At 69.2% G+C, this 13816-nt stretch carries 16 protein-coding genes and 1 pseudogene; 4 read left to right on the top strand and 13 right to left on the bottom strand.

Features of this window, described 5'->3' with window-relative positions; translation table 11 throughout:
- Positions 1 to 124 precede the first annotated feature (124 nt).
- Together coaA and BLT97_RS24575 are read left to right on the top strand one after the other, a co-directional pair.
- Complete coding sequence (coaA, locus tag BLT97_RS24580) at positions 125 to 1111, top strand: type I pantothenate kinase (protein WP_093613793.1); 987 nt, start codon at positions 125 to 127, stop codon at positions 1109 to 1111.
- A gap of 33 nt (positions 1112 to 1144) precedes the next feature.
- The gene (locus tag BLT97_RS24575) at positions 1145 to 2095 is read left to right on the top strand and encodes a DUF389 domain-containing protein (RefSeq protein ID WP_093613791.1); all 951 of its coding nucleotides are present in this window, start codon (positions 1145 to 1147) and stop codon (positions 2093 to 2095) included.
- A 171-nt stretch (positions 2096 to 2266) separates the two neighbouring features.
- Here the strand turns inward: BLT97_RS24575 and glmM are convergent, their stop codons facing one another.
- The 4 genes from glmM to BLT97_RS24550 all read right to left on the bottom strand — a co-directional run bounded on the left by glmM (position 2267) and on the right by BLT97_RS24550 (position 6303).
- Positions 2267 to 3625, bottom strand: a complete 1359-nt coding sequence (gene glmM / locus BLT97_RS24565; protein WP_093613787.1) for a phosphoglucosamine mutase — start codon at positions 3623 to 3625, stop codon at positions 2267 to 2269.
- Between the two features lie 186 nt (positions 3626 to 3811).
- Positions 3812 to 4327, bottom strand: coding sequence for a 30S ribosomal protein S9 (rpsI, locus tag BLT97_RS24560; protein ID WP_093613785.1), 516 nt, complete (start codon positions 4325 to 4327; stop codon positions 3812 to 3814).
- 41 nt (positions 4328 to 4368) lie between these two features.
- Positions 4369 to 4812, bottom strand: a complete 444-nt coding sequence (rplM, locus tag BLT97_RS24555; protein ID WP_093613783.1) for a 50S ribosomal protein L13 — start codon at positions 4810 to 4812, stop codon at positions 4369 to 4371.
- A gap of 216 nt (positions 4813 to 5028) precedes the next feature.
- A complete protein-coding gene (locus tag BLT97_RS24550; RefSeq protein ID WP_093613781.1) occupies positions 5029 to 6303 on the bottom strand; it encodes a glycosyltransferase 87 family protein in 1275 nt (424 codons plus the stop codon).
- Positions 6304 to 6421: 118 nt separating this feature from the next.
- On the opposite strand from BLT97_RS24550, the gene BLT97_RS24545 reads away from it, so the two are divergent.
- Positions 6422 to 7369 (top strand): hypothetical protein, encoded by a 948-nt coding sequence (locus BLT97_RS24545; RefSeq protein ID WP_425442759.1) that lies wholly within the window; start codon positions 6422 to 6424, stop codon positions 7367 to 7369.
- Positions 7370 to 7507: 138 nt separating this feature from the next.
- On the opposite strand, the gene truA is transcribed toward BLT97_RS24545, so the two are convergent.
- The gene (gene truA, locus BLT97_RS24540; protein WP_093613777.1) at positions 7508 to 8365 is read right to left on the bottom strand and encodes a tRNA pseudouridine(38-40) synthase TruA; all 858 of its coding nucleotides are present in this window, start codon (positions 8363 to 8365) and stop codon (positions 7508 to 7510) included.
- A gap of 114 nt (positions 8366 to 8479) precedes the next feature.
- Between truA and BLT97_RS24535 the strand changes: the two genes are divergently transcribed.
- Positions 8480 to 8974, top strand: a complete 495-nt coding sequence (locus BLT97_RS24535; RefSeq protein WP_218137323.1) for a peptidoglycan-binding domain-containing protein — start codon at positions 8480 to 8482, stop codon at positions 8972 to 8974.
- Between the two features lie 136 nt (positions 8975 to 9110).
- On the opposite strand, the gene rplQ is transcribed toward BLT97_RS24535, so the two are convergent.
- The 8 genes and pseudogenes from rplQ to map form a co-directional block, all read right to left on the bottom strand.
- Positions 9111 to 9599, bottom strand: coding sequence for a 50S ribosomal protein L17 (gene rplQ, locus BLT97_RS24530; RefSeq protein WP_093613775.1), 489 nt, complete (start codon positions 9597 to 9599; stop codon positions 9111 to 9113).
- A gap of 163 nt (positions 9600 to 9762) precedes the next feature.
- A complete protein-coding gene (locus BLT97_RS24525) occupies positions 9763 to 10785 on the bottom strand; it encodes a DNA-directed RNA polymerase subunit alpha (protein ID WP_003966937.1) in 1023 nt (340 codons plus the stop codon).
- Between the two features lie 144 nt (positions 10786 to 10929).
- A complete protein-coding gene (gene rpsK, locus BLT97_RS24520; RefSeq protein WP_003948617.1) occupies positions 10930 to 11334 on the bottom strand; it encodes a 30S ribosomal protein S11 in 405 nt (134 codons plus the stop codon).
- A 61-nt stretch (positions 11335 to 11395) separates the two neighbouring features.
- Positions 11396 to 11776: a 30S ribosomal protein S13 gene (rpsM, locus tag BLT97_RS24515; RefSeq protein ID WP_093613773.1), complete on the bottom strand. Its 381-nt coding sequence runs from the start codon at positions 11774 to 11776 to the stop codon at positions 11396 to 11398.
- Positions 11777 to 11960: 184 nt separating this feature from the next.
- Positions 11961 to 12074 (bottom strand): 50S ribosomal protein L36, encoded by a 114-nt coding sequence (rpmJ, locus tag BLT97_RS24510; RefSeq protein WP_003948619.1) that lies wholly within the window; start codon positions 12072 to 12074, stop codon positions 11961 to 11963.
- Positions 12075 to 12133: 59 nt separating this feature from the next.
- Positions 12134 to 12355: a translation initiation factor IF-1 gene (infA, locus tag BLT97_RS24505; protein ID WP_003948620.1), complete on the bottom strand. Its 222-nt coding sequence runs from the start codon at positions 12353 to 12355 to the stop codon at positions 12134 to 12136.
- A gap of 295 nt (positions 12356 to 12650) precedes the next feature.
- Positions 12651 to 12809, bottom strand: a pseudogene (locus tag BLT97_RS24500) (type I methionyl aminopeptidase); the annotation flags it as partial.
- A 114-nt stretch (positions 12810 to 12923) separates the two neighbouring features.
- Positions 12924 to 13760 carry a type I methionyl aminopeptidase gene (gene map / locus BLT97_RS24495; RefSeq protein WP_093613771.1) on the bottom strand — a complete coding sequence of 279 codons (837 nt, stop codon included), beginning with the start codon at positions 13758 to 13760 and terminating at the stop codon, positions 12924 to 12926.
- Positions 13761 to 13816 lie beyond the last annotated feature (56 nt).

The raw sequence follows: 13816 nt of genomic DNA, 5'->3' as shown, positions 1-13816 counted from the left end.
GGACCGAAGCGGCGGCGCACAGGTCGTGGACGGGACCGAAGCAGCGGCGCACCGGGACCGCCGGGCCCACCCACGTGACACACCCCACGCCACACCGCGTTCATGAAGCCGCAACAATGACGGGGTGATCACCTCGCCGCTGCCGGGCACGCCCCGCCGCCAGGAGCCCACCCCGTACGTGGACCTCACCAGGTCGGAGTGGAGCGCGCTGCGCGACAAGACCCCGCTGCCGCTGACGGCCGCGGAGGTCGAGAAGCTGCGCGGCCTCGGCGACGTGATCGACCTGGACGAGGTGCGGGACGTCTATCTGCCGCTGTCGCGGCTGCTCAACCTGTACGTCGAGGCCACCGACCGGCTGCGCGGCGCGCTCAACACCTTCCTGGACACGGGCGACGGCCACGGCACGCAGCACGGCACCCCGTTCGTCATAGGAGTCGCCGGCTCGGTCGCCGTCGGCAAGTCCACGGTCGCGCGCCTCCTCCAGGCGCTGCTGGCGCGCTGGCCGGAGCACCCGCGGGTCGAACTCGTCACCACCGACGGCTTCCTGTGGCCGATGAAGGAGATGGAGGCCCGCGGCCTGATGGCGCGCAAGGGCTTCCCCGAGTCGTACGACCGCAGGGCCCTGACGCGCTTCGTCGCGGACATCAAGGCGGGCAAGGACGAGGTCACCGCGCCCGTCTACTCGCACCTGAAGTACGACATCGTGCCGGGCGAGCGCCTCACCGTGCGCCGCCCCGACATCCTCATCGTCGAGGGCCTCAACGTCCTGCAGCCCGCCCTGCCCGGCAAGGACGGCCGCACCCGCGTCGGTCTCGCGGACTACTTCGACTTCAGTGTGTACGTGGACGCCAAGCCCGAGGACATCGAGAGCTGGTACCTGAGCCGCTTCCGCAAGCTGCGCGAGACGGCCTTCCAGAACCCCGACTCGTACTTCCACCGCCACACGCTGGTCTCCGAGGAGGAGGCCATGGCGTACGCGCGCCGCATGTGGCAGACCATCAACCTCCCCAACCTCACCCAGAACGTGGCCCCGACCCGCGCCCGCGCGACCCTGGTCCTGCGCAAGGGCCCGGACCACAAGGTGCAGCGTCTGCGGCTGCGGAAGCTCTGACCAAGCCCTCACCTCCCGCGTTAGGGTGCCGACATGCTGCACCTGCGCCTGATCACCCCGTCCGACCGTACGGACGAAGTGGTCCAGCTGATCGAGAAGACCGTGGGCACCACGCATCTCGCGGTGCTCGGCGGCGCCGCGCGCAATCCGCGCGGCGACGTGGTCCTGTGCGACGTGGCGCGCGAGGCGGGCGACGAACTGCTCGCCGGACTGCGGCAGTTGGGCATCGACGAATGCGGTTCGATCGCCGTCGAGAACATCGACCTGTCGCTGTCCAAGCGCGCCGACAAGGCCGAGAAGGAGGCGCCCGGCGAGGCCGCGGACGCGGTGCTGTGGGAGCAGCTTGCGGACGCGACGCACGAGGAGTCGACGCTCTCCGTCACGTATCTCGCCTTCATCACGCTGGCCACGATGATCGCGGCCTGCGGTGTGGTGCTCGACAACGCGATCCTGATCGTGGGCGCGATGGCGGTGGGCCCGGAGTTCGGGCCGCTGGCCGGGTTCTGCACGGCGCTGGTGCACCGTCAGCCGCGGCTCGCCCTGCGGTCGTTGACGGCGCTGCTCATGGGCTTCGCGGTGGCGATGGTGGTGACGCTCGGCTTCAGCTACTTCATGGAGGCCGTCGGCCTGTTCACGGACAAACTGCTGCGGCAGGACCGGCCGAACACCGGGTTCATCTACGCCCCGGACTGGTTCTCGTTCATCGTGGCGCTGCTCGCGGGCGCCGCCGGCACCCTGTCGCTGACCTCGGCGAAGTCGGGGGCCCTGGTGGGGGTGGCGATCTCGGTGACCACGGTGCCGGCCGCCGCCAACGCGGCCGTGGCCTTCAGCTACGGGCAGTACAACCAGGCGAAGGGGTCCACCGAGCAGCTGCTGCTCAACCTGCTCGGCATCGCGGTCGCGGGCACCCTCACGCTGCTGGCCCAGAAGTTCTTCTGGGCCAGGCAGCGTGACCGTATCGGTGCGCGCTCCGGACGGGTCTAGGGCCTGTCGTCAATCTCCCGCCTGCCGGGCGACGCCTGGCACGCACGCTCGCTGCGTTGTCGTCGGTCGCCGACGCTCCGCGTCGACTCCCTCCTCCGCCTTGCGATCGCACGCACCAGACGCCGCCCGGCCGCCCCTTCGGGGCGAACGACGGGAGATTGACGACAGGCCCTAGCCGAGCGCGGACTTCACCGCGTCCGCGAGCCGGCCCGCCACCGACCGCGCCTGGTCGATGTCGGCGGCCTCGACCATCACGCGGACGAGCGGCTCGGTGCCCGAGGGACGCAGCAACACCCGTCCGGTGGAGCCCAGTTCACGCTCGGCGTCCGCAACCGCCGCGGCCAGCTCGGCCGAGGTGGAGACGCGGGACTTGTCGACGTCCGGCACATTGATCAGGATCTGCGGCAGCCGCTCCATCACACCCGCGAGCTCGGCGAGCGACTTGCCGGTCTGCGCGACGCGCGCCGCGAGCAGCAGGCCGGTGAGCGTGCCGTCGCCGGTCGTGGCGTGGTCGAGCACGATGACGTGGCCGGACTGCTCGCCGCCGAGGGCGTATCCGTGCTCCTTCATCGACTCCAGGACATAGCGGTCGCCGACCGCCGTCTGGATCAGCTCGACGCCCTCGCGCTCCATCGCCAGCTTGAAGCCGAGGTTGGACATCACGGTCGCGACCACGGTGTTCTCGCGCAGCTGCCCGCGCTCGCGCAGGGCGAGCGCGAGGACGGCGAGGATCTGGTCGCCGTCGACCTCGTTGCCCTCGTGGTCCACCGCGAGGCAGCGGTCCGCGTCGCCGTCGTGCGCGATGCCGAGCGCGGCGCCGTGCTCGACCACGGCGGCCTTGAGGAGCTCGAGGTGGGTGGAGCCGCAGCCCTCGTTGATGTTCAGACCGTTGGGGTCCGCGCCGATCGTGACGATCTCGGCACCCGCGCGCGCGAAGGCCTCGGGCGAGACCCGGGCGGCCGCGCCGTGCGCCTCGTCGAGGACGATCTTCAGTCCGTCGAGCCGGTTCGGCAGCACACCGATGAGGTGCGCGACGTACTGGTCGAAGCCCTCGTCGTACGACTTGATGCGGCCGACGCCCGCGCCGGTCGGGCGGTCCCACGGGTCGCCGGTGCGGTGCTCCTCGTAGACGGACTCGATCCGGTCCTCGAGCTCGTCGGCGAGCTTGTGGCCGCCGCGCGCGAAGAACTTGATGCCGTTGTCCGGCATGGCGTTGTGGCTGGCGGAGAGCATCACACCGAGGTCGGCGCCGAGGGCGCCGGTGAGGTAGGCGACCGCGGGGGTCGGCAGCACACCGACGCGCAGGACGTCCACGCCCGCGCTCGCGAGGCCGGCCACGACCGCCGCTTCGAGGAACTCGCCCGAGGCGCGCGGATCACGGCCGACGACCGCCACCGGACGGTGCCCTTCGAACGAGCCCGCCTCCCCCAGGACATGGGCCGCCGCGACGGACAGTCCGAGCGCGAGCTCGGCCGTCAGGTCCGCGTTGGCGACGCCGCGCACGCCGTCGGTGCCGAAGAGTCGTCCCACTAGATGTCCTCCGAACGAAAAATGCCAAGCAGCCAAGATCTGATCTGACAACTGCTGAGCGCTTTATGTCGTTAGTGTCGTTATACGCCTAAGGCCTTCAATAAAACGAACGCCCCGGCAGCACTCAGCGTGCCGCCGGGGCGAACGTGTGGCAGAAGCGTCTGCCAAGCAGTGCAGCGAGCGAGATTAACGCTTGCTGTACTGCGGAGCCTTGCGGGCCTTCTTGAGACCGGCCTTCTTGCGCTCGACCGCACGGTCGTCGCGGCGGAGGTAGCCGGCCTTCTTCAGCGCGCCGCGGTTGTTGTCCACGTCGGCCTCGTTCAGGGCGCGGGCCACGCCGAGGCGCAGGGCGCCGGCCTGACCCGAGACGCCGCCACCCGAGATGCGGGCGATGACGTCGTAACGGCCTTCCAGCTCGAGCACCTTGAAGGGCTCGTTGACTTCCTGCTGGTGGACCTTGTTCGGGAAGTAGTCCTCGAGCGTGCGCCCGTTGACCTTCCACTTGCCGGTGCCGGGGACGATCCGGACGCGGGCGATGGCGTTCTTGCGACGACCCAGGCCGGCGGCCGGCTGCGGGTCGCCGAAGCGCGCGGCGTTCGACTCCGAGGTGTACTCGCCCTCGATGGGCGCCTCGGACTCGGTCGTGTACTGCTCGGGGGTCTCGATGTCCTCGAGCGGCTGCTCTGCGGTGGTCTCGGCCACGATGCTCCTCAGATTCTTTTCGTCTTAGGGGGTGGCCGGACTTACTGCGCGACCTGGGTGATCTCGAACGGAACCGGCTGCTGCGCAGCGTGCGGGTGGTTCTCGCCCGAGTAGACCTTCAGCTTCGAGAGCATCTGACGGCCCAGGGTGTTCTTGGGGAGCATGCCCTTGACGGCCTTCTCGATGGCCTTCTCGGGGTTCTTGTCCAGCAGCTCGTCGTAACGGACAGAGCGCAGACCGCCCGGGTAGCCGGAGTGGCGGTAGGCCATCTTCTGGGTCTTCTTGTTGCCGGACAGGTGCACCTTGTCGGCGTTGATGATGATGACGAAGTCACCAGCGTCAACGTGCGGCGCGTAGATCGGCTTGTGCTTGCCGCGCAGCAGGGTGGCGGCGGTGCTGGCGAGACGGCCGAGGACGATGTCCTGGGCGTCGATCACGTGCCACTGGCGCGTGATATCGCCGGGCTTGGGGCTGTACGTACGCACTTCGGTAGCCTTCGCTTCTTCAGTGGATGGGATTCCAGACACACGGATCCGCTGAAGCGATCATGCAGCTGGGGCTCACAAAGGCCCAGGCGGAACGCCCGGTATGCGAGCCACTGGTAACTGCTCCAGGGAACTTACGTATGGGCCCATCGCGTGAGAACGACCAAGCCGATACGCATAACGAACTGGCAGAATACCCGCGCTTACCCGTTCGGGTCAAAACGCGCGCTCGCCCGCAGGCTCTGCCACCTCCAGGGTACGGGCTCGCGGCAGCAGCACCCGCCCCCGTCGCAGGCAGCACAGCCCCACGGTCACCGCAAGCACACACAGCGTGAAGGCGTCCTTGAACGCCCGCCGCGTCCCGGGCTCCAGCCACGGCCATACGAATCCGGGCACCTGCGGCACCAGGGCCACCCAGAATCCGGCCGTGCGCGCGGGCGCCCCCGGCTCCAGGGCCCCGGCGAGCAGCAGCGGCAGGACGACGAGCAGGTAGTGGTCGTACGAGGGCCGCGAGACGAGAAATGCGGCGAGCATCACCATCGCGGCGCACTCGCCGAGCCGCGCCGCGGAGCCGGCACCCGCCACGGAGCCGGCACCCGCCACGGGGGCGGAGCCCGCCGTGAAGTCGCCCCCCGCCGTGAAGCCGGCGTCCCCTCTCCCCCAGCGCCGCCACGCACACCACAGCCCGGCCGCGGCACAGCACAGGGCCAGCAGCGAGGCGGCGCCCTGCGGCACCCCGAGCCGCGGAAGGACGGCCGCGGGCGAAGCCTCGTAGAGGCGTACGAAGCTGTCCTCGCCCTTCAGCAGGAACGGGAGCGTGCGCGTGAAGAACCCCGCGGGGTCGGGCATCGCGAGCGCGGCGAGCCCCGACGCACCGGCGGGCACCACGACCGCCGCGGCCAGCGCCCGCCACCGCCGCGCGAAGACGAAGAGGACGAGCACGGGCACGAGCAGCGGCTTGAACGCGACGGCCGCCCCGATCAGGGCACCCGCCGCCGTCCAGCGCCCCCGGTGCGCGAGCAGCAGGGCGGCCGGCAGGACGGCGGCCGCGACCACCGTCCAGTTGGCGAGCACGACCAGGTGCCCGAAGGGCGCGAAGCCGAGCGCGAGCGCGAGCAGTCCGGCCGCCGCGTACCGGCTGCGCAGCGCCACCCCGTACAGCCGCAGCGCACAGAGCCAGCCCACCGTCAGCGCGCCGGTCACGAAGGCGGGCGCGGCGAAGCGCAGCAGCCGGTCCGGCAGCAGGGCCTGCGGGACGGCGGCGAGCACGGCGCTCGGCAGATAGAGGAAGTGCGGGTCGTCGTACGGGGAGCCGCCGTCGAGCCAGGTCCGCGCGGCCTTGATGACGATGGCGTTGTCCATCCCGCCGTCGGCGGACTGCAGTCCGGCGCGTACGACACCGGCGGCGAGCACCACGGCGAGGACGGACCGGAGCGTGCGCGAGGCGGGCTCCCGTAACCAGGCGACTGCCGAGAATCGTGCGGAATCCATGCAATTCAACCTAGGCCGGTGCCCCCGGGTCACCCCCGCATAACGCGCTGCCCACCCGCCGATAACGCCCTGCCGACGCCCGCACCCGCCGTCACCGGGACGGCCTAAGATGCGGCGCATGAGCTTTGGGCAGGGGGGACCCCAGTGGGGTTCCGGTGGTCAGCAGCAGCCTCAGCAGCCGTACCAGCAGCAGCCGCAGTGGGGCGGACAGCCGGGCATGCCGCCGGCCGGTGCGCCCGGGGCTCAGGACTGGGGCGCCGGCGCACCCGGGACGCAGACCCCCGACTGGGCCGCGCTGGCCGAGGCCTCCGAGTCGCGCGCCAGGAAGCGCAGGCTCCTGATGGTGGGCGGCGGCGCGCTGGCCACCGTGGCGGTGGCCGCGGTCGTCGCGGTCGCCGTGGTGAACGCCAACAGCGGGAGCGACGGCAAGCCCGCGGGCGAACTCCCGCCCTCCGCCTCGATCCCCGGCTCCACCGCCTCGCAGCAGCCCACCTTCGCCGAGACGAAGCCGCCCCCGCCGCCGGACCCGAAGGACTACATCTCCAGCGCGGACAAGGACAAGGCACCGCTGAGCGCGGCAGGCCTGTTCCCCGGCACGAAGTACACGAAGGGCGGCACCACGTACAAGAAGGGCGCCACCGCAGAGACGAAGGACTGCGGCTCGGTCACCAACGGCCCGCTCGGCGCCCTCCTGGAATCCCACGACTGCACCAGGGTGCTGCGCGCCACGTACGAGAAGGACGGCGTGGCGATCACGGTCGGCGTCGCGGTCTTCGACACGGAGAAGCAGGCCGAGAAGGTCAAGGACGCCTACAAGAAGGGCACGATCAAGTCCCTGTCGGGCAAGGGCGTCGCGGCCTTCTGCAACACCACGGTCTGCCGCTCGACCACCAACTCCTACGGCCGCTACGCCTACTTCACGGTCGGCGGCTTCACCAGCGGCAAGGACGTCACGACCAAGGACCGCAAGGTCTTCACAGCCGGCGACGACATCGCCGGCCTGGCCTTCCAGCAGATCCACCGCAGGGGCGAGGCTCAGGCTTCGGCGGCTGTGCAGAATCCCTGAGGCGGCGGGAGGGAAGCAGTCGGCACTCCGTGAAGGCGGGAAGCGGAGTGCCTGCCCTCTCCGTACGCTGCAGCCGGGAACGGACTCGCCGTGGCGGTGCCGACCGCACCACGCCCGACTGCGAACTCCGGCCTCGCTTCAGCAGCACCCCGCACCCGGCAGCGTCCGCTTGTTCCGAGCCTCCAGATTCCGCGCCGCAAGCAACTCGTCCGCCGGATAACCCACTTCCTCCAGCGTCAGCCCGTGCGGCCGCACCACATGCACCGCCGAATCGCGCACCCCGGCCGCGAGCACCTTCGCCGGCCACCCCGGCCCCCGGTGCCCGTCCCCCACGAACAGCAGCGCGCCGATCAGCGAGCGCACCATGTTGTGGCAGAAGGCATCCGCGCGCACGGTCGCCGTGATGATCCCGTCGTCCCCGCGCACCAGGCTCAGCTCCTGGAGCGTACGGATGGTCGTGGCGCCCTCGCGCTTCTTGCAGTACGCGGCGAAGTCGTGCTCGCCGACCAGTCCGGCCGCGGCCTCGTTCATCGCGTCGACGTCCAACTCCCAGTCGTGCCACAGGACATGACCGCGAAGGAGCGGGTCGACCCCGCCGGGGTTGTCGGTCACGCGGTAGGCGTACCGGCGCCAGATCGCCGAGAACCGCGCGTTGAACCCGCTCGGCGCCTCCTCGGCCTTCCACACCCGTACGTCGTGCGGCAGCCGCCCGGCCAGTCGGCGCAGCAGCTTCTCCCGGTGCTCGGCCCACAGTTCGGCCGGCAGGTCCACATGCGCCACCTGCCCGCGCGCGTGCACCCCGGCATCGGTGCGCCCGGCGACCGTCAGCGGAAAGGTCACGCCCGAACGCGTCACGGTGCGCAGCGCGTCCTCGATCTCCCCCTGCACGGTCCGGGTCTCCTGGCGGAGCTGCTTGGCCCAGCCCGAGAACTCCTTGCCGTCGTACGAAAGATCAAGCCGCACCCGTACGAAACCGGGCTCCACCTCGTCGGCCACCGAAACCTGCCTCCCTGCTGAACTCAGGTGATGTTCATCACGCAACTACCACGCCGTGAGCCGGCGTCTTCCGCCGCGTACGTCCGCGACGGGATCGCATACATCGGGGGAACGATGACCAAGTGGACCACGCCTGCCGCCACCCTGCTCGCCACCGGCATGCTCGCTCTGGGGCTCACGGCCTGCGGCGGCGGTGACGCCGGGACGAAAACGGCGGACAAGAGCAAGACCTCAGCGGGCAAGAAGGGTCTCAGCAACAAGGCCGGGGCGGGTTCCGGTTCCTCCGGCGGGGCCGCCGGTTCCGGTCAGCCCAAGCCCATCCGCAAGGGCGACACCGGCACCAAGGTCAAGTGCGTCCAGCGAGCCGTGAACGCCTTCAACCGGCCGCAGATCGTCGCCGACGGTGTCTTCGGCACCGGCACGGAGAAGGCCGTGAAGCTCTTCCAGGACAACAACGGGCTGTCCAAGGACGGGATCGTCGGTGCGAAGACGGGTGCGCGGATGGAGCTCCTGATGGAGAAGGGCAAGAGGGAGAACCTCGACAACCCCGCCGCCTTCAAGCGCTACGCGACCTGGCTCGACGAGTGCAAGAGCCGCATCCCCGACTGAGCCACATCCCGGTCGCCCCTCATCCCGGTCGCCCCTCGCCCCACCCAGCCACGCACACGGACGGGCCCGCACCCCTCAGCAGGGTGCGGGCCCGTCCGCCAGGTTCACGAAGAACCCGGGAGCAATCTCAGAACGCTCAGGCGTCCTTCGACTCCTCAGCGGCCTCAGCCGGAGCGTCCTCGGCGGGCGCGTCCTTCTTGAGAGCGTCTTCCTTGACCGCACGCTTGGTGGCGGCCTCGGCCTCGGCGACGGTCGCCTTCTTGGCGATCTCGCCCTCGACCAGCTCGATCACGGCCATGGGCGCGTTGTCGCCACGGCGGTTACCGATCTTGGTGATACGGGTGTAGCCACCCGGACGCTCGGCGTACCGCGGCGCGATCTCGGTGAAGAGGGTGTGGACGATGCCCTTGTCGGTGATCGTCTGCAGCACCTGGCGACGGTTGTGGATGTCGCCCTTCTTCGCCTTGGTGATCAGGCGCTCGGCGACCGGACGCAGGCGGCGGGCCTTGGCCTCGGTCGTCGTGATACGGCCGTGCTCGAACAGCGACTTGGCGAGGTTCGCCAGCATGTGCCGCTCGTGCGCAGCGCTGCCGCCCAGACGGGCACCCTTGGCGGGCTTCGGCATGATGTTTCTCCTTGTGTGCTGCCCCGGCCGTGTCAGGTACCGGAGTCAGTATCCGAGCAGACGGATGTCTGTCGGAGACCCGCGCCCCGTAAGGGGCGCGGGGAACTGCGCGACCAGCCACAGCGGGCCCGCAGCAAGAATCGAACCCGTCGGTCCCGAGCTCTTAGTACTGCTCGGTCTCGACGAACCCGGCATCCGCGTCGTCGTCGGCGCCGAAGGCGTCAGCGGCGGCGGTCGGGTCGAACCCGGGGGGCGAGTCCTTCAGCGCAAGACCCATGCCCGCGAGCTTCGCCTTGACCTCGTCGATGGACTTCGCACCGAAGTTGCGGATGTCCAGGAGGTCCGCCTCGGAGCGCGCCACGAGCTCACCCACGGAGTGGATGCCCTCACGCTTGAGGCAGTTGTACGAACGAACGGTGAGCTCGAGCTCCTCGATCGGCAGCGCCAGGTCGGCGGCGAGGGCGGCGTCCGTCGGGGACGGGCCCATGTCGATGCCCTCGGCGTCGATGTTGAGCTCGCGGGCCAGACCGAACAGCTCGACCAGGGTCTTGCCGGCGGACGCCATGGCGTCGCGCGGGCGCATGGCCTGCTTGGTCTCGACGTCGACGATGAGCTTGTCGAAGTCGGTGCGCTGCTCGACTCGGGTCGCCTCGACCTTGTAGGTGACCTTGAGGACCGGCGAGTAGATGGAGTCGACCGGGATACGGCCGATCTCCTGGCCCACCTGCTTGTTCTGCACGGCGGAGACGTAGCCGCGACCGCGCTCGACGGTCAGCTCCATCTCCAGCTTGCCCTTGCCGTTCAGCGTGGCGAGCACCAGGTCGGGGTTGTGCACCTCGACACCGGCCGGCGGGGCGATGTCAGCAGCGGTGACCAGGCCGGGACCCTGCTTGCGCAGATACATCACGACCGGCTCGTCGTGCTCCGAGGAGACGACCAGCTGCTTGATGTTCAGGATGAGGTCGGTGACGTCCTCCTTGACGCCCGGCACGGTGGTGAACTCGTGCAGGACACCGTCGATACGGATGGACGTGACCGCCGCACCCGGGATCGAGGAGAGGAGCGTACGACGCAGGGAGTTGCCGAGGGTGTAGCCGAAGCCCGGCTCCAGCGGCTCGATCACGAACCGGGAGCGGAACTCGTCGACGACCTCTTCGGTCAGCGAGGGACGCTGAGCGATCAGCATGAAGTGAATCCTTCAGTCGTGGACACCCACTATTTGATGTCCGACGGAAACCCGTGCCGTAAAACACGGGGTCTTGCAAGGGTACGGGCGATACGGCCCCGAAGAGCCGTACCGCCCGAAAACCTCAGACCAAGCAGCCGTGCGTCAGACGCGGCGGCGCTTGGGCGGACGGCAGCCGTTGTGCGGGGTCGGCGTGACGTCCTGGATCGAACCGACCTCAAGACCGGTCGCCTGCAGCGAACGGATGGCGGTCTCGCGACCCGAGCCCGGGCCCTTCACGAAGACGTCGACCTTGCGCATGCCGTGCTCCTGCGCGCGACGGGCAGCCGACTCGGCGGCCATCTGCGCGGCGAACGGCGTGGACTTACGCGAGCCCTTGAAGCCGACGTGGCCGGCGGAGGCCCACGAGATCACGTTGCCGGTCGGGTCCGTGATGGACACGATCGTGTTGTTGAACGTGCTCTTGATGTGGGCGTGCCCGTGAGCGACGTTCTTCTTTTCCTTGCGGCGCACCTTCTTGGCAGCGCCCTGACGACCCTTGGGGGGCATCTATAACTCCTACGGGGAGGTGGTCGGTCCTACAGCAGCTGGTGGGACCGCTGGCTGCGGACTACTTCTTGCCCGGCTTCTTCTTGCCGGCGATGGCGCGACGCGGGCCCTTGCGGGTACGGGCGTTCGTGCTCGTGCGCTGACCGTGGACGGGCAGGCCGCGACGGTGACGCAGACCCTGGTAGCAACCGATCTCGACCTTGCGGCGGATGTCGGCCTGAACCTCACGACGGAGGTCACCCTCGGTCTTGATGTTGTTGTCCACGTACTCGCGGATCTTGACCAGCTCCTCCTCGGAGAGGTCACGAACGCGGGTGTTCGGGTTGACGCCGGTCTCGGCCAGCGTCTTCTGCGAAAGGGTCCGGCCGATGCCGAACACGTAGGTGAGAGCGACCTCCACGCGCTTGTCGCGCGGGATGTCAACACCGGAAACGCGTGCCATTGAATGGCTCCAGTTGATCTTCGGAGGTCTGCCGCAGGACCACTCCCAGCTGCCGTATGAGGTACATGCTGGGTCCCCGGCCTCCGAACCGGGGGTGTCGCCCTCCATCGCTGAAGAGGGACGGGTCCTGCGTAATTACTGTTCAGCTATGCGTCGCGCGATGATCTGCGGGTGCAGACCTGCGTCAGCCCTGGCGCTGCTTGTGGCGCGGGTTGTCGCAGATGATCATGACTCGGCCGTGACGGCGAATCACCCTGCACTTGTCGCAGATCTTCTTGACGCTCGGCTTGACCTTCATGTGATGAGGTTCTCCGGGTCAGTGCCACCGCCCGCGGAATGCGGGACTGAGGGCAAGATCTACTTGTACCGGTAGACGATCCGGCCACGCGTCAGGTCGTACGGAGACAGCTCCACCACGACCCGGTCGTCAGGGAGGATGCGGATGTAGTGCATACGCATCTTGCCGCTGATGTGTGCCAGGACCTGGTGGCCGTTCTGGAGCTCCACCTTGAACATGGCGTTCGGAAGAGACTCGACGACAGTGCCTTCGATCTCGATGGCACCTTGCTTCTTGGCCACGCTTCGCCCTTCGAATCGACTACCTTGATCGGTCTCGCTGCCGCCTCCTGCGGAATGCAGGCATACGGGTGCACGAGAGCCGACGAGTCAGTCTACGTCAGAGCCCCCGGAAAGACGAATCCGGAATGTTTGCCCAGCGTAGAAGATCGTTAAGCAATCAGCCCCGCCGGCGTGTGAGGCGATCCGGCCGCAGGCCGGATGCGGGGCCCGGGGCGGAGCCCCGGTTTCGGGAAGGGGCGGGGCGGGGAGAAAAGCCCACCGCAGGCACCCACACACCGGCACCCGCCAGACGACCTCAGCCCAACGGATCCGGCGCCGCCGTGATCCCCATCTCAGCCAGCGTCGCCTTGCCGCCGTCCGGCGCCGTCAGCACCAGCGGCCCCGCCTCCGTCACCGCCACCGAGTGCTCCCAGTGCGAGGACCACGTGCCGTCGGTCGTGATGACCGTCCAGTCGACCTATTTTCGACGCCCCTCTCGCGGGCTCGGCGCCGAGGGCGCCTCACAAGCTTCGAGCGGCTGCGCCGGACTCCGTCCGCCGACCTGATGACCGCCCGGAGGAAAGACCGATCAGCCCAACGGATCCGGCGCCGCCGTGATCCCCATCTCAGCCAGCTTCGCCTTGCCGCCGTCCGGCGCCGTCAGCACCAGCGGCCCCGCCTCCGTCACCGCCACCGAGTGCTCCCAGTGCGAGGACCACGTGCCGTCGGTCGTGATGACCGTCCAGTCGTCCTCCAGGACCTCCGTGCGCGGAGTGCCCAGCGAGACCATCGGCTCGATCGCGAGGCAGAAGCCGGGCACCAGCTTCGGGCCGCGGCCGCGGCGGCGCTCCACGTAGTTCAGGAGGTGGGGCTCCATGTGCATCTGGGTGCCGATGCCGTGGCCGCCGTAATCCTCGATGATCCCGTACTTGCCCGTGGCCGGACGCGGCTGGCGGCGGATGTACGACTCGATGGCCTTGGAGACGTCGACCAGGCGGTTGCCCTGCTTCATGGCCGCGATGCCGGCCCACATCGACTCCTCGGTGACCCGCGAGAGCTCGATCAGCTCGGGCGCGTGACCGGAGCCCACGAACGCGGTGTACGCGGCGTCGCCGTGCCAGCCGTCGACGATCGCGCCGCAGTCGATGGAGATGATGTCGCCGTCCTCGAGGACCACGTCCTCGGACGGGATGCCGTGGACCACGACCTCGTTCTTGGACGTGCAGATCGTCGCGGGGAAGCCGCCGTACCCGAGGAAGTTCGACTTCGCGCCGTGCTCGTCGAGCACCTTGCGCGCGACGTCGTCGAGGTCCTTCGTGGTCGCGCCCGGCACGGCCGCCTCACGGGTGGCCTTGTGGATCGCGGCGACGACCAGGCCCGCCTCACGCATCTTGGCGAGCTGCTCGGGGGTCTTGATCTCCACCATGGCCGGGGACGCTCCGTATCTACGTAAAAACAGGTACAGACACAACACTACGGCCG

It is taken from the genome of Streptomyces indicus (genome assembly GCF_900100315.1).
GTDB classification, from domain to species: Bacteria; Actinomycetota; Actinomycetes; order Streptomycetales; family Streptomycetaceae; genus Streptomyces; species Streptomyces indicus.
The sequence above is the reverse complement of the archived record's forward strand: the minus strand, read 5'-3'. Positions and strand labels throughout refer to the sequence as shown.